Here is a 19,732-nt window from a genome sequence, read left to right on the forward strand (position 1 = left end):
TACCTCTAGAAAGACATAGTTATTTGCTGTTCTTGAGCCTCTGTTCGTGCAGGGGCTTTTTGCTTTCCGGTCACCGCAATCACTGCCTGCCTTGCGATTTCCCTTATCACGCTCGTCTCCCATATCTTCTCCAGAAGAACAAACGTCACTGCCATGTCATGTACGTTTAACCGGCTTACCTTTGATTCGGCCCAGCCAGCCTCCCGCGCAAACTTGCTCTGGCCCTTGATAGCCATTCGGCTTCGTAGCTCAGATTCAACTTCCATAATTCTCTTGCTGTTACTTGCACGTTCCATTGCGTACTCTTCCCTTGTTAGATGTTGTTACGTGACAAAGCCGTAGCTAATGCCACTTGTGATTAGTTTTTTGTTTGGATTCGCGCTTTGCCAGCGCCGTAGGACGAGTGTCCGTTGTGAAAATATCGGTAGTGATTATGCTGCGTTATTGAATTGCTCAAATAGGTTTGCTTTATCAGGACGGAACTCAGCGGCTTTAATCTTCCCGTTAGTAGCCCTAACTAGAAGCAGCGCACCTTCTACTGAAATTTGCTTATTGCCGTTAAGCCAATCCGATACCGTTGATTGCGCCTTGCCAACAGCTTTGGCTAATGCAGCCTGACTGCCAACAATTGCAATCGCTTTTTCGACTGCTTCATGCTTCATAAAATCTCCTTTTCTATTGCTTACTGGATGATTTTAGCTATCGCTTTAGTGAAAAGCAATCGCTTTACCGATTTTGATTAAATATCGTTATGGCGATAAGATGAAGTGAACTGTTTTATGAGGTTTTTATGGATTTTTCTGAGCGCCTTAATTTGGCGATGGCGGAAGGTAGATTTACGCAAGGGTCTTTAGCTAAGGCTGTAGGTATGGCTCAATCCAGCATATGGAAGCTTACCTCTGGCGGAGCTAAGGGGTCTAGGCGAACTGTTGATCTAGCTAGAGTGCTAGGGGTTAGACCTGAATGGCTTTCTAGTGGCTCCGGGCCAATGCGCGATGACGGTGTAAAACCACATCACCCAGACTCAACCATCCCTAGAGAATCAGAGTGGGGAACTGTTGATGCATGGGACAGCAAAACACCGCTCCATGATGATGAAGTAGAAGTCCCATTTCTTAGGGATATCGAGTTTGCTTGTGGGGATGGGCGAGTGCCGAACGAAGATTATAACGGATTTAAAATTCGCTTCTCTAAAGCTACCCTGAGACGAGTGGGAGCTAACACGGATGGTTCTGGGGTTATCTGCTTTCCGGCGGCAGGAAACAGCATGGAGCCAGTAATACCCGATGGCGCTACCGTTGCGGTTGATACTCAGAATAAAAAGATTGTGGATGGTGAGCTATACGCAATTAATCAGGATGGACTCAAGCGCATTAAGCAACTCTATCGCCGCCCTGGCGGAAAGGTGACAATCCGCAGCTTCAATCGTGAAGAAAATGATGACGAGGAAGCGCTAGAGAGCGAACTGGAGATAGTCGGGTTTGTTTTCTGGTACTCGGTCATTAGATATCGCAAGTGATCCACGGCTAACCCACTGCTAGCCCATAGAGGGGTGGGAGGGATAGTAAAAATTATACTTTTCGATTACTAACCACTCCCAAAATATGGAAATATCACTGATAGCACCTATACAACGTGTTAATGTGTACTAAGATTAATCAACGAAATAAACTTTAAGTAAAGGTTATAGGACTCTTGCCGATATGGTGTTTATTGGATATACATATAGACCTAATTAAGCAAGGGACGCTTTATGAATCATTTTGGTTGCTAAACGTACCTTCCTGTATAAATAAAGCTCAGATATATTGAAATCTGGGTTGAATGACACAATAAAAGGAGTATGATTAGTGACCCATGATTTTAGTGATTGTGCGAAGGTTTCAGGTGCTGAAGCATCTTTGCAGGAAAGACAAATCTATACGGTGCAATTAGGCGTTAAATCGCTAATTGACTTTGTTGTTACAAGCTTTGAATTGCTTGGAATCGATAAGTTTCATGAGTTAGTAGACCCATCTTTGGGTGACATCGAAGCTATAATCATTAAGTTAGATGCAAAGGCTAAGCAGATTGGTGATATTGATCTGCAGCAGATACTGATCAGTGCACAAATCATGATAAAAAATATTAAAGAAAAGAATCCTGAACTTTGTGAGCAAGGGTCTAAATTCCTTAAAAATGCCATGGTGTTCAAGTAGTTATTGCCGCCCACGAGGAGATTACTATGACTAACAAACAGAAATGCATTAGTGAAATGCTGCAGCTCACCAAGCAACTTAATGCTATCGTTGCATCGCTGCATGCAAAAAGAGAACAGATGCTGGAAGAAATGACGCAAAAAGCTGCGTAAATTCTGGTAAAGCTCTCAAAACCCGGCCCCGCTGCCGGGTTTTTTGTGCCTGTAATCTGACAATCTCACCACCCTACCCGCTTTAAACACTACTCACCTCACACTTTTCACGCCTGCTAGCCGGTGCGAATGGTCACGTCTGAATTATTTTAAAAATAAATTCCTTTATCAATTATGCAATTATCACCTTATCGATAAATATTATCGCTTTTACGATTGACCTAAATAATCGCTAAGGCTATTATCATTCCATCAACACGGCATGACGCAAAATCAGTACGAAACGGATACAACGGGTTGCAGTCTGATCCTACGGCGCTGGCAAAGCGCGAATAACCAAAGCGAATGAGTTTTGGGATGGTGAATAGCTGGAGCTAACGACAGGTAATGCTGCGGGACTGAGAAGGCTATCGAGAGCGCTGTGATTGAAATAGGCACAGACACCATCACCAAAGCTCATTAACTGGAGGTAACCATGACACGCAGAACAGCATTCAATGGATCATCATCTGCTCGTCGCCGCTCTCGCCTGAAAGCGCAAGCTGTTGAGCGCGATTTAATTGAGTCACAAGTTTATCGCGCACTTGGCATGAAGCCAGAACAGAAAGAACAGTCAGTTCGTAAAGCAGAAATTATCTGCAAGCGTCAGGTAAGCGGGGAAATCCAATACCCGGCACCACCAACTGATTACCAAGTACAGATTTATAACGCTGCCGAGCATCACATGGCGATTGAGATAAAACGCTGCCGTAAGTTCCACAGCGAACCCAAATCAGAACGTGGAGTTAACGCTATAGCTCGCCAGAAGATGCGCGGTAAAAGCATACAGCTTATTTAGTTGCAGCAGGCTTCCGTAAGTCAGAATCATTAACAGCGAGGTAAATACCATGCCAATGTCATTCCCTAATTTAGAAAGTCTGAAGCGTCGCGCCAAAATGCGAAATTTCCGCCAGCCGTTAGAAAACGAACCAGAAGAAGTGTACCGCGAGAAGTTTGCTGATTTTATGGTGAACATTGACCGTGTTGAATCTAGTGAGATTCGTTCAAAGTTGGGGTGGGATATTCTTCAGCTAGACCCAGCCACTGCTTTGAAAATGATGGGAATCGATATTTCTGGACTCGCAGATTAACGTTCGCAAAGAAGCCCACCACATAGTTAAGGGGTAAGAGAATGGAAACAACACAAAGTGTTCTTTTAGCAGCATGCGAAGCAGCAGAAAAAATAGATGAGATTATCAAATCACGCGGATTGGCTGGGCATGAGTCTGCTGTGCTTGAGGCATTAAAGGCGGCCTATGATAACAGCCGCCCAAACGGGCTTGTTATTAACTAGCACTAACCTTCTTGGCAATTTGCTCAATCAAATGAATTTCTCTCGCACTCATAGCAGTTATCGCACACCCGCAGGACGCACACTGTACGAAATAAATTGCGTGACCGCTCCCTTGCACTCTTGTGCCAGTTGCCAATTCAAAGCTTGAGCTTTCACATTTTGGGCATCGTGTTGTTCTAGCCATTTTTAAATCCCTATATTGACTGTGGAATAACCAACATATCAATTTCCTTTGACTGTGGAAAGCAGGGAAACCACGGCTGGGCGTGGCTAAATATCCCAGCACAAATTATAGAGGTCACTTAGGTGGCCTTTTTTATTGGCGGGTAAATGAGGAGTGAATGATGGTGGAAAAGTTAAAGCGGGATGGGAATGTGGCAGTTTTATACTCGCCTGGATTTGGGGCTGGATGGTCAACATGGAATGGAAATGATGAAGCGTTAATATTTTCTGCTGAATTGGTGAAAGCGGTACTTGGCGAGATTGATAAAACACCTATTCAGGTGGCTAACGAGCTTTTCCCTGAGATTTATGACGGCGGAGTTAAACAGTTAAAAGTTGAATGGATACCTGAAGGATCAATGTTTGAAATTGAAGAGTACGACGGTTCAGAAAGCATTAACTATAAAGACCGTGGGGGCTGGGTAATAGCTTAGTAAACCATTAAAACCCCAGTGATCTTACCCCTGCCACTTAACCGGTGGCAGCAATAAGACCACTGAAACAAACAACGAGCTGCTTATGCGGCTTTTTTTGTACCTAAAATTCAAGGAAGCAGCATGAGCAAAGAAACAGTGATTACTTTTAAAGGATTCGACCAAACCCTTCAGTGCCGTGGCTACCAGTTCGAAATTGGCAAAACGTATACGCATGAGGGCAAGGTCGAAGCATGCGGTTCTGGCTTCCATGCTTGTGAAGCCCCGTTTGATGTTTTCGGATATTACTCACCAGCATCAAGCCGGTACGCGGTCACGGAGTCGTTTGGCACTATTGACCGCGAAGAGGACGGCGACACAAAAATCGCAAGCGCCAGTATAACCATCACAGCGGAACTCACTCTCCCTCAGTTCATCCAGCGCGGTATTGATTGGATCTGGAGCAAAGTTGATAAGTCGCTTGAGCAGCAGATCATGACTGGCGACCGGTCAGCGGCAACCAACACTGGCTACCAGTCAGCGGCAACCAGCACTGGCGACCGGTCAGCGGCAACCAACACTGGCGACCGGTCAGCGGCAACCAACACTGGCTACCAGTCAGCGGCAACCAGCACTGGCTACCAGTCAGCGGCAACCAACACTGGCGACCGGTCAGCGGCAACCAACACTGGCGACCGGTCAGCGGCAACCAACACTGGCTACCGGTCAGCGGCAACCAACACTGGCTACCGGTCAGCGGCAACCAACACTGGCTACCGGTCAGCGGCAACCAACACTGGCTACCAGTCAGCGGCAACCAACACTGGCGACCTGTCAGCGGCAACCAACACTGGCTACCAGTCAGCGGCAACCAACACTGGCTACCAGTCAGCGGCAACCAGCACTGGCTACCAGTCAGCGGCAACCAACACTGGCGACCGGTCAGCGGCAACCAACACTGGCTACCAGTCAGCGGCAACCAACACTGGCGACCGGTCAGCGGCAACCAACACTGGCTACCGGTCAGCGGCTGAAGTCTCTGGATCACAATCTGTAGCTGCCTCATTCGGCGAGGGTGGCAAAGCTAAATCATCCGAAAGTGGAGCTATTGTTCTGTGCTACCGAAATGACGATGGCGAACTGATTCATATCCGTGCCAGTAAAGTTGGCGAAAACGGAATTAAGCCTGATGTTTGGTATTCACTAAGTGAAGATGGTGAATTTGAAGAAGTAGCCGAGTAACTCCCCACCCCCACCAATCCCCAGAGTAAATAACTGACAACTGTCGGTGTTTTGCTGTGGGCTAAACATAGGAAATGAGCATGAGTGATGAAAGATACAAAATCATTCCAGAAAGCCTTTTTGATTTATCCGGCGTGTATTGTGGTGTTGTCATGCCTGAGCGAGTTATGCGGAAAATAGTAAAACTTCAAGCTGCATGTATTCAAGAAATAAAAAGAACTCTTACCGAGCATAAAGACGAATTATATGCATCGAATTGGACGCTGCATTATCCAAATGGTGAGCAAAAAGAAGTTCGCTACATCGACCCTAGCGATAGCATAAATATAGAGAGTCGAATTAAGCACGCCGCGTTTATCAATCAGCCAAGACATTTACCACTCGTATTTATTGCAAGTAGCCAAGATGAAGCGAAATCCATGGCTGACGCACACCACGAAGAAACATTTATTACCACTAATTAAACTGGAGTATCCCATGCAACTTGCATTTGCTGGGCAGACCGCATCGGGCTGCTCTACTAACTATTTAACCAAAATTCAGCATTCACCGGCCTACCGCCTCACATCAGCAAGCTTCACTCCCCCACCACGGAAAGGTATCTGGGAGAAAATTATTGAGGCGCTAACTCGGAGGGTTGAGCCATGACCAAGAAGGAACTCAGGTGGTGGCATAACCACTGGCTGAATTGCGCGAAGTCTTGCCGCAAGGCAGGAAGTAGGCGCTCAGCAGCTAATTACCTCACCTGCGCAGTCGCCAAGCGTCGTATTTACCAAATGGATGCGTCGGTATCAATCGAGCTTCAGGAGGCTGCATGACAGAAGAGCAATTCAAAGAACTGATTATCACAAGGCGTGAATCGTTAAAGAGTATGGATACTCTGTCCTTTGTTAAAAATGAATTGGAGTGCGGTCGCGTGTCGGCTGAACAACTGGCGATCATTGCACTGGACGCGATGGGGATTAAAGGCGAATTGGTTGAGCAGGTAAGGGAATCGGCAGCCAAAAAGCGTAAATCATTTATGGAGGTGATTTGTGGGTACCGCAACATTAATCCTTGGTGAATCTGGTACAGGGAAGTCTACCAGCTTGCGCAATCTCAACCCTGATGATTGCCTGCTTATTCAGGTCGTAAGGAAGCGGCTACCGTTCAAATCAACTAACTGGCAGTCATGGGATGGCGAGAAGAAAACAGGGAGTGTTATCCCAACACATGACTGGTCACTGATTAAGGCCGTCATTAATGGTGCGACAAAGTACGGGAAGAAAATAGTCATCATTGATGACTTTCAGTATGTGATGTGCACCGAGTTCATGGAGACGGTGAACGATAAGGGATTTGATAAGTTCGCGAAAATGGGACTTCACATGTGGGAAATAATCAAAGCGGCACAGGATGCGCCGGATGATCTGAGAATTTACTTCATGGCCCACACCGAGGAAACAAACCTTGGTCGAGTCAAAATGAAAACCATCGGCAAAATGTTGGATGAGAAAGTAACAGTCGAAGGAATGTTCACCATCGTTCTGAGAACCACCGTTCACGATGGACAATACTTTTTCACCACTCAAAACAACGGTTACGACACCGTTAAATCACCGATGGGCCTCTTCGAAACCAACGAAATTGAAAATGACCTTCTGACTGTAGATCGGGATATTTGCGATTACTACGGCATCAATAATGTTCACCAAATTAAAGGAAACGCGGCATGAGCAATGTAACTTTCGTCTATGACCAAGATTCAGGTTTATCAGCAGGATTAAGCGGTTTCATCAATGAGTCTGGGGCTTATATCTTCACCATCTCAGAAGCTAAATATGTGATCAGTTCTGGCGGCGCTAAATCAATTGAGTTCTCCGTGGAAACTGATGATGGGCGCAAGGCCAATTATCTGAATGTTTACACCGTCAAGAAAGACGGAAGCCCCAATACGCATGGCGTAAACATGATAAATGCCATGATGGGTTGCTCTGGCGTTAAGCAACTCACCATCATTAAAAATGAAGCTGGTGTTGATGTAGCCCCTGAGTTTGTAGGCCGCAAGTTGGGTTTGGTACTGCAAAAAACTCTGAAAACAAAAGATGATGGACGTGAGACTTATAACTTTGATATTCGCATTCCATTTCTGGCGCAAAGCCAGAGAACGCTGCAAGAGCATGTAACTAACGCCCCAGCCGAAACAATAGCGAAGATGCTCACCACCCTGAAAGATAAAGACGAGCGCAAGCAAGTAAACAGCGCTCCAACTCATTCAGGTAACTATCAGGGGGATGATCAGTTCTTTGCTGAAGACCCACGTTTCTAAGTTCACACTTCCCCGCAGGTAATCCCATGACAATCAGAAAAGAAAACTATGCAGAGATAATTGCAGGATGCCTCTCGGCTTTTGATTGTGCAAAGCGGGGAGAAGAACACGAACGGCTGAACAAGATGATTATCAGGACGATAGGCAGGATAACAGCGAATTACCCTCGCTGCCCTGCTCACTTGTTACCGCTGGAGCGGCGGCCATTCAGCTTAAGCAATCCTGCTCCGATTCTTGCAAGTCAGGCTGCTCGTGAATATGCCGGTATTGGCTGGTCGGTCAAGCAGGACTAATCCCCCACCCCATTACAGCAATCTGCTGAGGAAACAGTTATGTCTGAAAATACTGATGAAAAACTTAAGCCATGCCCATTCTGCGGATCCACGAATGTAGAAGCCTTCGCTCAGTACGAAGAAGATTGCCCTGACCGTTCTGCGATAGTTCGTTGTCATAATTGCGATGCTCAGAGCGCTCAAATGATTGGCAGAGGTAAAATCGCCATGGCAATACGCGCTTGGAATAAACGCACAGCCTGAGGGTTTCCCATGAAATCAAATCGTGAAGCAAAGCGGCTGCTTGGCATGTTCACTAACGGAAGGCTTCGAGTAAGCAATCTTGGCTGGTTAGTTTTTAGCGCTAATTACCCTCATGTATGGATGGAAAGGAATCTATCAGCTAGACAAAATCGCGCTAGAAAATGGCATAAGAAATTTCGTGAAAGCCTGAGGGGTAACAACTGATGAATAACATCGAAGAGTTTGAGTCCGCATACAACACATACATGGAGCGTGATGTTGGAACTCCGGTAGAAAAGTTTAAACATCCGGTACCGGGCGTTACTTACAAATATCAGCATGCAAATGACATGCTGGCGTTTTGGAATGCAGCACGTGCTGGATTGATAGCCCAACTGGAAGCGGCACAGAAAGAGCGTGATGAAATGAACGGGATTCTGAATATCGAGCGAGGTGGCTCTGCATTTGCGAGTAAGCGCACAACACATATCGATGCGATGCGCGACAAGTGGCAGGCACGCGCCAAGAAAGCAGAAGCAGCGTTATCAGCGGCAAGCGATAAGCTGAGTAAGCCTGTTGTACTGCCTGTCGGTTACGCAGTTCGTGCTGGGCATCCGATTAACGAAGGTGAGCGAAATGTCATGATACCTAAAGAGGGCGGTAACTGGCTTTCCCGTTTCGATGTTGAACATGCAATTAGAGTAGCCGGTTTCACGGTAGAGGGGGAGTGATGGGTAAACAAAAATTACTCGTTCTAAATAGCGGTGGCGCAACCTCCGCTTTTATGACTCGCCAGCTATTAACTAAATGTGCTGATGAATATGAAATGATTGTTTGCTTCGCGAATACCAGCCAAGAAAACAATGAAACGTTAGATTTTGTCCGTGATTGTGATGTTAATTTTGGTTTCAACACTGTGTGGCTTGAAGCCAATATTAATCCCATCAAGGGCAAGCCTACTGGTCATAAAGTCGTTAGTTATGAAACAGCAAAGCGCTCAGGTGAGGTGTTTGAGGAAGCTGTGAAAAAATATGGCATACCAAATCACTCATATAAGCATTGCACTCGCGAACTAAAAGAAGCACCAATTCATAGCTATATCCGCTCTATTGGCTGGAAGAAGGGTGAATATTTAACAGCTATCGGGATTCGTACTGATGAGCCACGCCGTATTAATCGTAAAGTTTCAGTGCAACATCAGCAAATAAAAATATACCCACTCGTTGATATATTCCCTTCAGACAAATTAGATGTGCTCGATTTTTGGGAGGAACAAGATTTCAGGTTGAAACTGGAAGATTACAAGGGTAATTGCAAATGCTGCTTCAAGAAGTCAGATAAAAAGCTTCAACAAATCTATCGTGATAACTGGCACCACTTTGACATTTTTGCATATCTGGAAAATCAATATGGCTTTGTTGGCGGAAACTCCATTAAAGGTCAACCAAGCGACGAACCACGCAAGTTTTATCGTGGATATCGTAGCGTTAGAGATTTGATAGCCACTTTTGATTTATCTGAGCCATTACCACCGCTTGATGATGAAGAAAATAACGAGGGTTGCGCTAGTTCGTGCGAGCCTTTCATGTCGGATGAAGATTCACAACCGGCTTGTGGCTGGTAGAGGGGAATGCAGATGCTGAGTAAACCAGTGATAAGAACTACAACCAATGCGACAGTTACCCTGACTATTGAGCTTAGCAACCTAGGTTCATGGGGACCTGATTGCCAAACGGCCCAAGTTTACAAGCAGGCAATCGAAGCGGCTAATGGCCGGCTAAATAAGATATTTGCTGGCGATAAAGACGTCCGCATTCTTGCTGGGGCAAAAGTAACGGCAATCACAACAGACGTGGAGCGCACCCGATGAACAAGCTAACTGAGCAGGAATTTACCCGCAAGCCAGACGGTGGGCTTGCAGACCAGATTGAAGTGCTCGAAGCGATGGCAGAGGGTGACGCCTACAACACCGAGTTACTTATGCTTCTCATTGAACTACGTTCACTGCGTGAGCAACTTGCTGAGTTGAAAGCGTTGCAGCCGGTTGCAATCATTGATATTCAGCATGACAGGCCAGACGGCAACCTTTTTGCGATTACGTTCACGCGAGCTGGTCATGCGCTAAAAGATGATGTTTACGAGCTATTCACAGCAGCCAAGCAATAACCATCTCGTTTTAACCCCACCACGGAACTCTCAGTAAACGGATTTCACTATCTGGAGTGTCCCTATGTCATCAATCATCGTCAAATTACCCCGCGCTTACTTCACTGCGGGTCGCGTTAGCACGGATGAATTAGCGCAAGTTCTGCATCAGGGATTGTGGAAACGGTACGGCGTCATGCCTGCCGATGTTGTTGTGTCGCTACATGAAGGCACTCATATCATGTCGTCTGGCTGCGAGCCGGATGATGTAAAAACCATTCTAAATCTGTGAGGTTGATATGGACGATATCAGCGAACTAATTCTGACTGTTGGCCGCGCGCCGGATGACGGGCGTGACCACAAAGAAGCCTATTTGTGGGACATGAAAATAAAGCAGCGGCTACGAACCGGCGATAAATCAAAGAGACCCTCGCCGCAGCAAGTTGTCCCGCCAACACCAGTTAAAACGGTGAAGTCAGTGAAAGCGAAAGTGAGAAAGATAATGGAGGCGGCATGAGTGGATATCAGCTTATTTATTGTGATCCACCCTGGCAGTACGGGAACAAGGCCAGCAATGGAGCGGCAGTTAATCACTACAGCACGATGTCACTCACCGATTTAAAGCGCCTCCCTGTTTGGTCCCTCGCAGCACCCGATGCAGTTCTCGCTATGTGGTACACCGGCAACTTCAATGACGAAGCCAAGCAGCTCGCTGAAGCGTGGGGCTTTCAGGTGCGCACAATGAAGGGTTTCACCTGGGTGAAGCTGAATCAGTTAGCAGAGGATCACATAAATAAGGCGCTGGCGGCCGGTGAGGTTAACGACTTTTACGACTTTCTCGCCCTGCTCAATACCCAATCACGGATGAATGGCGGTAACTACACGCGGGCCAACACGGAAGATGTTCTGATTGCAGTGCGCGGCAATGGCCTTGAGCGACTCAATGCCAGCATCAAGCAAGTTGTTTACTCACCGCTTGGCGAGCATAGCGAAAAGCCGTGGGAGGTCCGCCATCGGCTGGAATTACTGTATGGAGATGTGAAGCGCATTGAGTTGTTTTCAAGGAGGGATTTAGAGGGCTGGGATACGTGGGGCAATGAGTGCGATCAATCAATCAAATTAATACCTGGCAGTTCGGAGGCAGCATGAACCAACCAAAAGTAACGGAAATACTGTTAGGGATATGCTTTGCACTATTCATTATCTGCCTGGTTGTCTATGTGGTGGGTGATGCTGTGAAGGGAGTTAACTGATGGATGATCTTAGTTTTGTAATGGCATATCTGGATTGGATACTGCTTATCGTCGGCGGCGGTGTGGCGATCTGGCTGCTGTGGTTAAAGGAGTGGTGAGAGTATGGAGACAACCATTGAAAATGCTATCAGGTCAGTAGCGCGATGTTGTAGAACAGAAATAATTGAAGCCACGGACGGCAAGCCACTTTCAGAACACGACAAGCTCATCACCGAAATCCTCGACCGCCACGCAAAAAAATCATCGCCATACCCCCTAACACTTTCCCGGCTAAACGCTGGTTGAGTTATTACGTCCGTCAGATTGATAAAGAGATAAGAGGCCAGCTATGAATGATATTCGGCTTGATGATGAGTTATTCGACTTGCCACAGGCCGCCGCCTACCTGCGAAAATCCCCGCGAACCGTCCGCTTACTAATAAAAAATAAGCGACTAAAAGCGGGCAAGAGCGGAGCTAATGGCGGCGGAAGTTTTGAAATTCTGAAATCAGCATGTCTTGAATATATCCACAGCAACCAACACAATCAGGCCGTGAATGCAGAAAACGGCCAAGCAGAGAAGGAGTCTGTATGGCGCTCAAACAAAGGTACGGAAAGTGGTACTGTGATTTCGTTCGCCCGAACGGGGAAAGAGTTAGACGCTGCCTTGGTACGGCAGACAAGAAACAAGCGCAGGAACTCTTCGATCAGTTAAGGGCAGATGCATGGAGGGTAGATAAGCTAGGTGAAATAGCTGAACACACTTTTGATGAAACATGCTTGCGTTGGCTGATAGAAAAAGAGCATAAGCGATCTTTGGATGATGACCGAACGAAGATTGAGTTTTTCCTCGGTCATTTTTCTGGAATGCCAATATCCAGCATTACCGAAGATAAGATAATGAAAGCGGTGTCCAGAATGCCAAACAGGAAGCATAGGCAGATCTGGGAGTCGAAAAGGGATGCAGCATTAAGGAAGAAAAAACCGATACCTGGCTATGTGGAAAAACAGGTTTCACCGGCAACAAGAAGCCAGCACCTTTCATTTATACGCAGCCTGTTACGGGCAGCAGCAGACGAATGGAAGTGGTTAGCCAAAGCGCCAGTGATCAAGACCAGAAAACCACAGAGTAAGCGGATACGCTGGCTGACAAAAGATGAGGCTCTAACCTTAATCAATTGTATGCCTGAGAACTTCCGCCCTGTAGTGGTCTTTGCTCTGGCTACCGGGCTTCGAAGGTCGAACATTCTGGATCTGGAATGGTCGCAAATCGATATGCAAAGAAAGGTTGCATGGATTCACCCAGAGAACGCTAAAGCGGGCAAGGCAATTGGCGTAGCTCTAAACGATATGTCATGCAAGGTATTACGTGAACAGATAGGCCGGCACTCAAGATATGTGTTTGTCCACACCTCGGCATGGCACCGGGCAGATGGAACAAAAACCGATGAGGTCAGGAAAATGCGCGTTGATGATAATACAGCATGGAGAACTGGATTAAAGCGCTCCGGAATCACTGATTTCCGTTTCCACGATTTGCGGCACACCTGGGCGAGCTGGTTAGTTCAAGCCGGGGTACCACTATCAGCACTTCAGGAAATGGGAGGATGGGAGAGCATCGAAATGGTTCGTCGATATGCTCACTTGTCGCCAAACCATCTAACTGAGCATGCGCGTAAAATTGACGAGGTAATGGGGATTAATGTCACTAATCTGGCACTTTTAAAAAAGGTTGTTGATAATTAGGGGGTAAATAGAGGGTAGCTCATTGATTTTTATGGTACGCCCTACAGGATTCGAACCTGTGACCTACGGCTTAGAAGGCCGTTGCTCTATCCAACTGAGCTAAGGGCGCATTTGATATTTACCGCAGCACAGAACACTGCCGGTAGTCAGTTGCGGGTTGGATTATACGGGCAGTCGCTTTCGAGTCAATGGGTTTTCGCCTTACTGTTTACCATCTGGCTATTTAATCGTTAATTAATCGTTATTATACGCCTGACAGCGCGCCCCGCTTCTGACAAAATAGGCGGATTCCCGCTTTTTTAATTGATGGATCCCTCCACTGATGTCAGCAAAAATTATTGATGGTAAAACGATTGCGCAGCAGGTAAGAAATGAAGTTGCTGCGTTGGTACAGAAACGTTTGGCTGCCGGTAAGCGTGCTCCCGGTCTTGCTGTGGTATTAGTTGGTGTTAACCCAGCCTCACAAATTTATGTCGCCAGTAAGCGTAAGGCGTGCGAAGAGGTCGGTTTTGTTTCACGTTCTTATGATCTGCCAATGACTACTACGGAAGCAGAATTGCTGGCATTGATTGATTCACTGAATGGCGATAGTGAAATTGATGGGATTCTGGTGCAACTGCCACTGCCTGCAGGTATTGATAATATCAAAGTGCTGGAACGTATCCACCCTGATAAAGACGTAGATGGCTTCCACCCGTATAACGTGGGTCGTCTGTGTCAACGCGCACCGAAATTGCGCCCTTGTACCCCACGCGGCATCGTTACCTTGCTGGAGCGTTATAATATCTCGACTTATGGCCTCAATGCAGTTGTGGTCGGTGCATCCAATATTGTAGGCCGCCCGATGAGCCTTGAACTGCTGTTAGCCGGTTGCACTACCACCGTCACGCATCGTTTTACCAAAAATCTGCGCCAACATGTCGAAAATGCTGACTTGCTGGTGGTTGCCGTGGGTAAACCCGGTTTTATTCCCGGTGAATGGATTAAACCTGGTGCTATCGTGATTGATGTAGGCATTAACCGTCTGGAAAGTGGTAAAGTAGTCGGCGATGTAGAATTTGATGTCGCCGTTGAGCGTGCGGGTTGGATTACACCGGTTCCCGGTGGCGTCGGGCCGATGACCGTTGCAACACTGATACAAAATACCTTGCAAGCCTGCGAGGAATATCACGACATCAACGAAAATTGATTGTAAGGACAGGAATGGACATTTTTCATTTGGAAAAACACCCGCACGTCGAGCTGTGTGACTTATTAAAGTTACAGGGCTGGAACGACAGCGGTGCCTCAGCTAAAGCCGCCATCGCAGATGGTCAGGTGAAAGTCGACGGGAATGTAGAAACGCGTAAGCGCTGCAAAATCCTGGCTGACCAGATTGTTGAGTTTCAAGGCATGAAAGTGCAGGTTAAAGCCTAATCACCTCGGCAAAGGCGAGTTCTAGCTGGTTATTGCGAAAGGCTGCCATGGCGAGATAAGGGCAAAAAAATGCGGTTACTGGTCAGCACCAGAACCGCAATTTTTTTAGATGCAGATAGCTAAATTGCACCTATCGACCCAATACCATGCTATTTACGGCGCCATATCGTCCCTTGTGGGCCATCTTCCAGCACAATACCTAGCTCATTCAACTGATCACGGGCCGAATCGGCCAGCGCCCAATCTTTACTGCTACGGGCATCGTTACGTTGCTTAATCAACGCTTCTATTTTTGCCACTTCGTCATCATTAGTCTGCGCGCCACTTTGTAAAAACAGCTCTGGATCCTGCTCTAATAATCCCAGCACATGGGCCAGTTTACGCAATTCTGCCGCTAAACCATTTGCCGCCGTAATATCTTCAGTTTTTAAGCGGTTTACTTCACGGGCGATATCAAACAGTACCGAATAAGCTTCTGGCGTATTGAAATCATCATCCATTGCCGCGCGGAACCGCGCTTCAAACTCTGCCCCCCCCGCAGGAGTCGCATTCGCATCAGTCCCACGTAGAGCGGTATACAGGCGTTCCAGTGAAGCACGCGCTTGTTTGAGGTTCTCTTCGCTGTAGTTAAGCTGACTGCGATAATGACCAGACATCAGGAAGTAACGCACAGTTTCAGCATCGTAATAGGCCAAAACATCACGAATGGTGAAAAAGTTATTCAGTGATTTAGACATTTTTTCTTTGTCAATCATCACCATACCGGAATGCATCCAGTAGTTCACATAGGGGCCATCGTGGGCACAGGTAGATTGTGCAATTTCATTTTCGTGGTGCGGGAACATCAAATCAGAACCACCGCCGTGAATATCAAAATGTGCGCCTAACTGCTTGCCATTCATCGCCGAGCATTCAATATGCCAGCCAGGGCGACCCGGCCCCCAAGGTGATGCCCAACTTGGTTCACCCGGTTTAGACATTTTCCACAAGACAAAATCCATCGGATTGCGTTTAACATCTGCCACCTCAACCCGGGCACCGGCCTGTAATTGATCCAAGTCCTGACGGGACAGCAAACCGTAATCAGGATCACTGTCCACAGCGAACATCACATCGCCATTTGATGCGACATAAGCGTGATCACGGGCAATCAAGCGCTCGGTCAGTGCAATAATTTCAGGAATATGGTGCGTCGCACGCGGCTCCAAATCAGGGCGTTTAAGATTCAGTGCATCGAAATCTTTATGCATTTCTGCCAGCATACGTGTCGTCAGTTGCTCACAGCTTTCATTGTTTTCCAGTGCACGCTTGATGATTTTATCGTCAACATCGGTAACATTGCGTACATACGTCAAAGAGTAACCTAAATAACGCAAATAACGCGCCACGACGTCGAAAGCGACAAAAGTACGCCCATGCCCAATGTGACACAGGTCATAAATAGTGATCCCGCATACGTACATACCAATTTTACCGGCATGAATAGGCTTGAATTCCTCTTTTTGGCGACTCAGTGTATTAAAAATCTTTAGCATCGGGACATTCCGTGGTTTTTGTTTTTGCGGTAAGCAGGGTTTATACCCAAAGTCATTGGCGTTGCAGGTGGAGCGCAAACAACTTCAAGGACGAAGGAGATAAAAGGATATCATCAGATTATGCGGTAAATCAGCCACTGATTCAGCACTTTTTCGTACATCTTGCTCGCGTTTCGAGTGCTGACTCAATCTCAGAGTTATGATATAAGAGCCGTCTAAAGAGTTACGACTCATTTGTGAATACACTATTACACTAGCAGGAACATTATTATGGTCACGTTTCATACTAATCACGGCGATATCGTCGTCAATACCTTCGCGGATAAAGCGCCGGTTACCGTTGAAAACTTCCTGAACTACTGCCGTAAAGGCTTTTATGATAACACTATCTTCCACCGTGTTATCGACGGTTTCATGATTCAAGGCGGTGGTTTTGAGCCGGGCATGAACCAGAAAACCACTGATGCAACTATCAAAAACGAAGCTAACAACGGCCTGAAAAATACCCGTGGCACCCTGGCAATGGCGCGTACCAACGATCCGCACTCTGCTACTGCACAATTTTTCATTAACGTTGCTGACAACGACTTCCTGAACTTCCGTTCAGAGCGCCCGGATGGTTGGGGTTACTGCGTATTCGCTGAAGTTACTGAAGGTCTGGACGTTGTTGATAAAATCAAAAACGTTGCTACTGGCCGTAGCGGCATGCATCAAGATGTGCCAAAAGAAGATGTGATCATCAAAAGCGTCACTATCAGCGAATAATGACAGCTTAATGAGCACGCTTTTTATTGCAGATTTGCATCTTAGCGTTCAGGAACCGGCAATCACTGCCGGTTTCCTGCATTTTATACAGCGTGAAGCTATTCATGCTGATGCGTTATATATCCTGGGTGATCTGTTCGAGTCCTGGATTGGCGATGATGACCCCGAACCACTGTACCGGCAAGTTGCCGCTGCGCTGAAATCACTCCAACAACGGGGTGTGCCTTGCTACTTTATCCACGGTAATCGTGATTTTTTGCTCGGTAAACGCTTTGCTCAAGAAAGCGGGATGATCCTGCTGCCGGAAGAGAAAGTCGTCGAACTGTATGGCCGTAAAATTGTTATTTTACATGGCGATACCCTGTGTACCGATGATACTGACTATCAGCATTTTCGTCGTAGAGTACATAATCCACTGATTCAAAAACTGTTCCTATGGCTACCTCTGCGTTTTCGTTTACGCATTGCAGCTTATATGCGTAACCAAAGTCAGCAGAACAATAGCGGCAAATCTGAGCTGATCATGGATGTAAATCCACAAGCGGTGATTGATAGCTTCCAACGTAATGGCGTCAGTTGGATGATCCACGGGCATACGCATCGCCCAGCGGTTCACACCGTAGCACTCCCCGCCACAACCGCCCATCGTGTGGTTCTTGGTGCCTGGCATGTTGAGGGTTCGATGGTCAAAGTCACGGCAGACAGTGTTGAGTTGATTAAATTCCCATTTTGACCTTCAGGTTTATCTGGCGAGTGGGTATAAAAAACCGATAAATCCCACTAAAAGCCGCGACGCAACCGTTTTCCTCGCCTTTGGCTCATGATATGCTCTACGCCCTCTTCGCCAGTCACGATTTAAGTAAAATCATTCTGGCCGACGCTTGTGCAATCACAGGAGCTTTACACTCATGGGAGCTAACCTCGATTCGGCTTATACAGCCGGGGTTAAAATCGCTATCGTAATGGGGTCCAAGAGTGACTGGGCCACCATGCAGTTCGCCGCTGACGTGCTCACCACGCTCAATGTTCCATTTCATGTGGAAGTTGTCTCCGCACACCGCACCCCCGATAAGCTGTTCAGTTTTGCCGAGTCGGCCCAAACCAATGGCTTACAGGTGATAATTGCCGGTGCCGGTGGTGCTGCACATCTGCCGGGTATGATTGCGGCAAAAACGCTAGTACCTGTTTTAGGTGTTCCAGTACAAAGTGCTGCGCTGAGTGGTATCGACAGCCTGTATTCGATTGTGCAAATGCCGCGTGGTATCCCCGTGGGGACCTTGGCTATCGGTAAAGCCGGTGCCGCCAATGCCGCTTTACTGGCCGCGCAAATATTGGCATTGCACGATGCCGAATTAGCCGATCGTCTGGCTGATTGGCGCAAAAGCCAAACTGACGAAGTGCTGGATAATCCAGATCCTCGGGTACCAGACTTACAGGTGAAGGCATGAAACCAGTTTGCGTATTAGGTAATGGCCAGCTAGGGCGCATGCTGCGTCAGGCTGGCGAACCACTGGGTATTGCCGTTTATCCGGTGGGCTTGGATGCGGAACCTGAAGCCGTGCCTTATCAGCACAGTGTGATTACCGCTGAGATTGAGCGCTGGCCAGAAACGGCGTTAACCCGTGAGCTCGCTACACACACGGCTTTTGTTAACCGCGATATCTTCCCGCGTCTGGCCGATCGCCTGACACAAAAGCAATTGCTCGATAGCCTGAATCTGCCAACCGCCCCGTGGCAGCTATTAGCAAGTAGTAGCGAATGGCCACAGGTCTTTGCAACATTAGGTGAGTTGGCCATCGTCAAACGCCGAGTCGGTGGCTATGACGGCCGCGGACAGTGGCGTTTGCGGGCCGGTGATCAGGATACCTTACCGACTGATGCTTACGGTGAATGTATTGTTGAGCAAGGGATTAACTTCAGCGGTGAAGTTTCGCTGGTCGGCGCACGCAGCAGCCAAGGTAAATCGGTGTTTTACCCGTTAACCCACAATCTGCATGAAGATGGCATCCTGCGCATGAGTGTGGCTTTGCCACAGCCCGATAGCAGATTACAGCAACAAGCTGAAAAAATGCTGTCAGCCATTATGGATGAGCTGAATTATGTTGGCGTAATGGTCATGGAGTGCTTTATCGTTGGCGACAATTTGTTGATCAATGAGCTGGCACCACGGGTGCATAACAGCGGCCACTGGACGCAAAATGGCGCATCTATAAGCCAGTTTGAGCTACATCTGCGTGCCATTTTGGACCTGCCCTTACCGACGCCGGTGGTCAACACCCCATCAGCGATGGTCAACCTGATTGGCACGCCAGTGAACATCGAATGGCTATCTCTGCCGTTGGTGCATCTGCACTGGTATGAAAAAGAAGTGCGCGCAGGTCGTAAAGTAGGCCATCTGAATTTGAACCATCCCGATGGCACACAATTACGTGCTGCTCTGGCCGCACTCGCGCCGTTGTTACCAGCGGAATACCAGAACGCGCTGATCTGGGCGCAGGATAAGCTGTAA

31 protein-coding genes and 1 tRNA gene are annotated in these 19,732 nt (G+C 47.4%); 28 read left to right on the forward strand and 4 right to left on the reverse strand.

The window, feature by feature from the left end; translation table 11 throughout:
• Window positions 1-5: 5 nt before the first annotated feature.
• Window positions 6-296, reverse strand: a complete 291-nt coding sequence (locus A6J67_RS20180; RefSeq protein ID WP_080608393.1) for a CII family transcriptional regulator — start codon at window positions 294-296, stop codon at window positions 6-8.
• Between the two features lie 135 nt (window positions 297-431).
• Window positions 432-662 (reverse strand): transcriptional regulator, encoded by a 231-nt coding sequence (locus tag A6J67_RS20185; protein ID WP_048901721.1) that lies wholly within the window; start codon window positions 660-662, stop codon window positions 432-434.
• Between the two features lie 158 nt (window positions 663-820).
• Here A6J67_RS20185 and A6J67_RS20190 point away from each other — a divergent pair, with 158 nt between their 5' ends.
• From A6J67_RS20190 to A6J67_RS20295, 22 genes are all read left to right on the forward strand, one after another.
• Window positions 821-1,519: a S24 family peptidase gene (locus A6J67_RS20190; protein WP_080608507.1), complete on the forward strand. Its 699-nt coding sequence runs from the start codon at window positions 821-823 to the stop codon at window positions 1,517-1,519.
• A 331-nt stretch (window positions 1,520-1,850) separates the two neighbouring features.
• Window positions 1,851-2,198, forward strand: coding sequence for a hypothetical protein (locus tag A6J67_RS20195; protein WP_080608394.1), 348 nt, complete (start codon window positions 1,851-1,853; stop codon window positions 2,196-2,198).
• 26 nt (window positions 2,199-2,224) lie between these two features.
• Complete coding sequence (locus tag A6J67_RS23830) at window positions 2,225-2,350, forward strand: hypothetical protein (RefSeq protein ID WP_264291092.1); 126 nt, start codon at window positions 2,225-2,227, stop codon at window positions 2,348-2,350.
• A 475-nt stretch (window positions 2,351-2,825) separates the two neighbouring features.
• A complete protein-coding gene (locus A6J67_RS20200; protein ID WP_080608395.1) occupies window positions 2,826-3,188 on the forward strand; it encodes a hypothetical protein in 363 nt (120 codons plus the stop codon).
• A gap of 49 nt (window positions 3,189-3,237) precedes the next feature.
• Complete coding sequence (locus A6J67_RS20205; RefSeq protein WP_050122729.1) at window positions 3,238-3,480, forward strand: hypothetical protein; 243 nt, start codon at window positions 3,238-3,240, stop codon at window positions 3,478-3,480.
• 41 nt (window positions 3,481-3,521) lie between these two features.
• On the forward strand, window positions 3,522-3,683 hold the full coding sequence (locus A6J67_RS23580) for a hypothetical protein (protein WP_192945347.1): 162 nt from the start codon (window positions 3,522-3,524) through the stop codon (window positions 3,681-3,683).
• Window positions 3,684-4,024: 341 nt separating this feature from the next.
• The gene (locus tag A6J67_RS20210) at window positions 4,025-4,339 is read left to right on the forward strand and encodes a hypothetical protein (RefSeq protein WP_125461933.1); all 315 of its coding nucleotides are present in this window, start codon (window positions 4,025-4,027) and stop codon (window positions 4,337-4,339) included.
• A 123-nt stretch (window positions 4,340-4,462) separates the two neighbouring features.
• A complete protein-coding gene (locus A6J67_RS20215; RefSeq protein WP_080608397.1) occupies window positions 4,463-5,560 on the forward strand; it encodes a hypothetical protein in 1,098 nt (365 codons plus the stop codon).
• Between the two features lie 80 nt (window positions 5,561-5,640).
• Window positions 5,641-6,024: a hypothetical protein gene (locus A6J67_RS20220; protein WP_226967865.1), complete on the forward strand. Its 384-nt coding sequence runs from the start codon at window positions 5,641-5,643 to the stop codon at window positions 6,022-6,024.
• A 350-nt stretch (window positions 6,025-6,374) separates the two neighbouring features.
• Window positions 6,375-6,623: a hypothetical protein gene (locus A6J67_RS20225; RefSeq protein ID WP_080608398.1), complete on the forward strand. Its 249-nt coding sequence runs from the start codon at window positions 6,375-6,377 to the stop codon at window positions 6,621-6,623.
• Window positions 6,595-7,275, forward strand: a complete 681-nt coding sequence (locus A6J67_RS20230) for an AAA family ATPase (RefSeq protein ID WP_080608399.1) — start codon at window positions 6,595-6,597, stop codon at window positions 7,273-7,275. The genes A6J67_RS20225 and A6J67_RS20230 overlap by 29 nt, the downstream gene beginning before the upstream one ends.
• Window positions 7,272-7,868 carry a DUF669 domain-containing protein gene (locus A6J67_RS20235; protein WP_080608400.1) on the forward strand — a complete coding sequence of 199 codons (597 nt, stop codon included), beginning with the start codon at window positions 7,272-7,274 and terminating at the stop codon, window positions 7,866-7,868. Before A6J67_RS20230 ends, A6J67_RS20235 begins: the two co-directional genes overlap by 4 nt.
• Window positions 7,869-7,894: 26 nt before the next feature.
• Window positions 7,895-8,161, forward strand: coding sequence for a hypothetical protein (locus A6J67_RS20240; RefSeq protein WP_080608401.1), 267 nt, complete (start codon window positions 7,895-7,897; stop codon window positions 8,159-8,161).
• 39 nt (window positions 8,162-8,200) lie between these two features.
• On the forward strand, window positions 8,201-8,404 hold the full coding sequence (locus tag A6J67_RS20245; RefSeq protein WP_080608402.1) for a Lar family restriction alleviation protein: 204 nt from the start codon (window positions 8,201-8,203) through the stop codon (window positions 8,402-8,404).
• Between the two features lie 203 nt (window positions 8,405-8,607).
• The gene (locus tag A6J67_RS20255; protein ID WP_105165858.1) at window positions 8,608-9,114 is read left to right on the forward strand and encodes a hypothetical protein; all 507 of its coding nucleotides are present in this window, start codon (window positions 8,608-8,610) and stop codon (window positions 9,112-9,114) included.
• Window positions 9,114-10,007: a hypothetical protein gene (locus A6J67_RS20260; RefSeq protein ID WP_080608403.1), complete on the forward strand. Its 894-nt coding sequence runs from the start codon at window positions 9,114-9,116 to the stop codon at window positions 10,005-10,007. The genes A6J67_RS20255 and A6J67_RS20260 overlap by 1 nt, the downstream gene beginning before the upstream one ends.
• A 12-nt stretch (window positions 10,008-10,019) precedes the next feature.
• Window positions 10,020-10,253 (forward strand): hypothetical protein, encoded by a 234-nt coding sequence (locus A6J67_RS20265; protein ID WP_192945348.1) that lies wholly within the window; start codon window positions 10,020-10,022, stop codon window positions 10,251-10,253.
• Window positions 10,250-10,549 (forward strand): hypothetical protein, encoded by a 300-nt coding sequence (locus tag A6J67_RS20270; protein ID WP_080608404.1) that lies wholly within the window; start codon window positions 10,250-10,252, stop codon window positions 10,547-10,549. Before A6J67_RS20265 ends, A6J67_RS20270 begins: the two co-directional genes overlap by 4 nt.
• A 64-nt stretch (window positions 10,550-10,613) precedes the next feature.
• On the forward strand, window positions 10,614-10,820 hold the full coding sequence (locus A6J67_RS20275) for a hypothetical protein (protein ID WP_042569889.1): 207 nt from the start codon (window positions 10,614-10,616) through the stop codon (window positions 10,818-10,820).
• 7 nt (window positions 10,821-10,827) lie between these two features.
• Window positions 10,828-11,046, forward strand: coding sequence for a hypothetical protein (locus tag A6J67_RS20280; protein ID WP_080608405.1), 219 nt, complete (start codon window positions 10,828-10,830; stop codon window positions 11,044-11,046).
• Window positions 11,043-11,678, forward strand: a complete 636-nt coding sequence (locus A6J67_RS20285) for an MT-A70 family methyltransferase (protein WP_080608406.1) — start codon at window positions 11,043-11,045, stop codon at window positions 11,676-11,678. Before A6J67_RS20280 ends, A6J67_RS20285 begins: the two co-directional genes overlap by 4 nt.
• Window positions 11,679-12,352: 674 nt before the next feature.
• On the forward strand, window positions 12,353-13,507 hold the full coding sequence (locus A6J67_RS20295; RefSeq protein ID WP_080608407.1) for a tyrosine-type recombinase/integrase: 1,155 nt from the start codon (window positions 12,353-12,355) through the stop codon (window positions 13,505-13,507).
• A gap of 32 nt (window positions 13,508-13,539) precedes the next feature.
• On the opposite strand, the gene A6J67_RS20300 is transcribed toward A6J67_RS20295, so the two are convergent.
• Window positions 13,540-13,616, reverse strand: a tRNA-Arg gene (locus tag A6J67_RS20300).
• 213 nt (window positions 13,617-13,829) lie between these two features.
• On the opposite strand from A6J67_RS20300, the gene folD reads away from it, so the two are divergent.
• Together folD and ybcJ are read left to right on the forward strand one after the other, a co-directional pair.
• Complete coding sequence (gene folD / locus A6J67_RS20305) at window positions 13,830-14,696, forward strand: bifunctional methylenetetrahydrofolate dehydrogenase/methenyltetrahydrofolate cyclohydrolase FolD (protein ID WP_005182439.1); 867 nt, start codon at window positions 13,830-13,832, stop codon at window positions 14,694-14,696.
• A 14-nt stretch (window positions 14,697-14,710) separates the two neighbouring features.
• Entirely contained in the window at window positions 14,711-14,923 is a 213-nt protein-coding gene (gene ybcJ, locus A6J67_RS20310; protein WP_004390634.1) for a ribosome-associated protein YbcJ, read from the forward strand.
• A gap of 149 nt (window positions 14,924-15,072) precedes the next feature.
• On the opposite strand, the gene cysS is transcribed toward ybcJ, so the two are convergent.
• Complete coding sequence (gene cysS / locus A6J67_RS20315; RefSeq protein ID WP_105165859.1) at window positions 15,073-16,458, reverse strand: cysteine--tRNA ligase; 1,386 nt, start codon at window positions 16,456-16,458, stop codon at window positions 15,073-15,075.
• A gap of 270 nt (window positions 16,459-16,728) precedes the next feature.
• Between cysS and ppiB the strand changes: the two genes are divergently transcribed.
• From ppiB to purK, 4 genes are all read left to right on the forward strand, one after another.
• A complete protein-coding gene (gene ppiB, locus A6J67_RS20320) occupies window positions 16,729-17,223 on the forward strand; it encodes a peptidylprolyl isomerase B (protein ID WP_005182430.1) in 495 nt (164 codons plus the stop codon).
• Window positions 17,224-17,233: 10 nt separating this feature from the next.
• Entirely contained in the window at window positions 17,234-17,956 is a 723-nt protein-coding gene (locus A6J67_RS20325; RefSeq protein ID WP_005182417.1) for a UDP-2,3-diacylglucosamine diphosphatase, read from the forward strand.
• 175 nt (window positions 17,957-18,131) lie between these two features.
• On the forward strand, window positions 18,132-18,671 hold the full coding sequence (gene purE, locus A6J67_RS20330) for a 5-(carboxyamino)imidazole ribonucleotide mutase (RefSeq protein WP_005182416.1): 540 nt from the start codon (window positions 18,132-18,134) through the stop codon (window positions 18,669-18,671).
• On the forward strand, window positions 18,668-19,732 hold the full coding sequence (purK, locus tag A6J67_RS20335) for a 5-(carboxyamino)imidazole ribonucleotide synthase (protein WP_080608408.1): 1,065 nt from the start codon (window positions 18,668-18,670) through the stop codon (window positions 19,730-19,732). The genes purE and purK overlap by 4 nt, the downstream gene beginning before the upstream one ends.

Origin of the sequence: Yersinia sp. FDAARGOS_228 (assembly GCF_002073315.2) — a bacterium.
In the GTDB taxonomy this organism is placed as follows: Bacteria; Pseudomonadota; Gammaproteobacteria; order Enterobacterales; family Enterobacteriaceae; genus Yersinia; species Yersinia intermedia.

Excerpts from the sequence above, each read along its gene's own strand:
- A6J67_RS20180 (WP_080608393.1), bottom strand. The coding sequence starts at position 296 with ATGGAACGTGCAAGTAACAGCAAGAGAATTATGGAAGTTGAATCTGAG.
- A6J67_RS20185 (WP_048901721.1), bottom strand. The coding sequence starts at position 662 with ATGAAGCATGAAGCAGTCGAAAAAGCGATTGCAATTGTTGGCAGTCAG.
- A6J67_RS20190 (WP_080608507.1), top strand. The coding sequence starts at position 821 with ATGGCGGAAGGTAGATTTACGCAAGGGTCTTTAGCTAAGGCTGTAGGT.
- A6J67_RS23830 (WP_264291092.1), top strand. The coding sequence starts at position 2,225 with ATGACTAACAAACAGAAATGCATTAGTGAAATGCTGCAGCTCACCAAG.
- A6J67_RS20200 (WP_080608395.1), top strand. The coding sequence starts at position 2,826 with ATGACACGCAGAACAGCATTCAATGGATCATCATCTGCTCGTCGCCGC.
- A6J67_RS20205 (WP_050122729.1), top strand. The coding sequence starts at position 3,238 with ATGCCAATGTCATTCCCTAATTTAGAAAGTCTGAAGCGTCGCGCCAAA.
- A6J67_RS23580 (WP_192945347.1), top strand. The coding sequence starts at position 3,522 with ATGGAAACAACACAAAGTGTTCTTTTAGCAGCATGCGAAGCAGCAGAA.
- A6J67_RS20210 (WP_125461933.1), top strand. The coding sequence starts at position 4,025 with ATGATGGTGGAAAAGTTAAAGCGGGATGGGAATGTGGCAGTTTTATAC.
- A6J67_RS20215 (WP_080608397.1), top strand. The coding sequence starts at position 4,463 with ATGAGCAAAGAAACAGTGATTACTTTTAAAGGATTCGACCAAACCCTT.
- A6J67_RS20220 (WP_226967865.1), top strand. The coding sequence starts at position 5,641 with ATGAGTGATGAAAGATACAAAATCATTCCAGAAAGCCTTTTTGATTTA.
- A6J67_RS20225 (WP_080608398.1), top strand. The coding sequence starts at position 6,375 with ATGACAGAAGAGCAATTCAAAGAACTGATTATCACAAGGCGTGAATCG.
- A6J67_RS20235 (WP_080608400.1), top strand. The coding sequence starts at position 7,272 with ATGAGCAATGTAACTTTCGTCTATGACCAAGATTCAGGTTTATCAGCA.
- A6J67_RS20240 (WP_080608401.1), top strand. The coding sequence starts at position 7,895 with ATGACAATCAGAAAAGAAAACTATGCAGAGATAATTGCAGGATGCCTC.
- A6J67_RS20245 (WP_080608402.1), top strand. The coding sequence starts at position 8,201 with ATGTCTGAAAATACTGATGAAAAACTTAAGCCATGCCCATTCTGCGGA.
- A6J67_RS20255 (WP_105165858.1), top strand. The coding sequence starts at position 8,608 with ATGAATAACATCGAAGAGTTTGAGTCCGCATACAACACATACATGGAG.
- A6J67_RS20260 (WP_080608403.1), top strand. The coding sequence starts at position 9,114 with ATGGGTAAACAAAAATTACTCGTTCTAAATAGCGGTGGCGCAACCTCC.
- A6J67_RS20265 (WP_192945348.1), top strand. The coding sequence starts at position 10,020 with ATGCTGAGTAAACCAGTGATAAGAACTACAACCAATGCGACAGTTACC.
- A6J67_RS20270 (WP_080608404.1), top strand. The coding sequence starts at position 10,250 with ATGAACAAGCTAACTGAGCAGGAATTTACCCGCAAGCCAGACGGTGGG.
- A6J67_RS20275 (WP_042569889.1), top strand. The coding sequence starts at position 10,614 with ATGTCATCAATCATCGTCAAATTACCCCGCGCTTACTTCACTGCGGGT.
- A6J67_RS20280 (WP_080608405.1), top strand. The coding sequence starts at position 10,828 with ATGGACGATATCAGCGAACTAATTCTGACTGTTGGCCGCGCGCCGGAT.
- A6J67_RS20285 (WP_080608406.1), top strand. The coding sequence starts at position 11,043 with ATGAGTGGATATCAGCTTATTTATTGTGATCCACCCTGGCAGTACGGG.
- A6J67_RS20295 (WP_080608407.1), top strand. The coding sequence starts at position 12,353 with ATGGCGCTCAAACAAAGGTACGGAAAGTGGTACTGTGATTTCGTTCGC.
- folD (WP_005182439.1), top strand. The coding sequence starts at position 13,830 with ATGTCAGCAAAAATTATTGATGGTAAAACGATTGCGCAGCAGGTAAGA.
- ybcJ (WP_004390634.1), top strand. The coding sequence starts at position 14,711 with ATGGACATTTTTCATTTGGAAAAACACCCGCACGTCGAGCTGTGTGAC.
- cysS (WP_105165859.1), bottom strand. The coding sequence starts at position 16,458 with ATGCTAAAGATTTTTAATACACTGAGTCGCCAAAAAGAGGAATTCAAG.
- ppiB (WP_005182430.1), top strand. The coding sequence starts at position 16,729 with ATGGTCACGTTTCATACTAATCACGGCGATATCGTCGTCAATACCTTC.
- A6J67_RS20325 (WP_005182417.1), top strand. The coding sequence starts at position 17,234 with ATGAGCACGCTTTTTATTGCAGATTTGCATCTTAGCGTTCAGGAACCG.
- purE (WP_005182416.1), top strand. The coding sequence starts at position 18,132 with ATGGGAGCTAACCTCGATTCGGCTTATACAGCCGGGGTTAAAATCGCT.
- purK (WP_080608408.1), top strand. The coding sequence starts at position 18,668 with ATGAAACCAGTTTGCGTATTAGGTAATGGCCAGCTAGGGCGCATGCTG.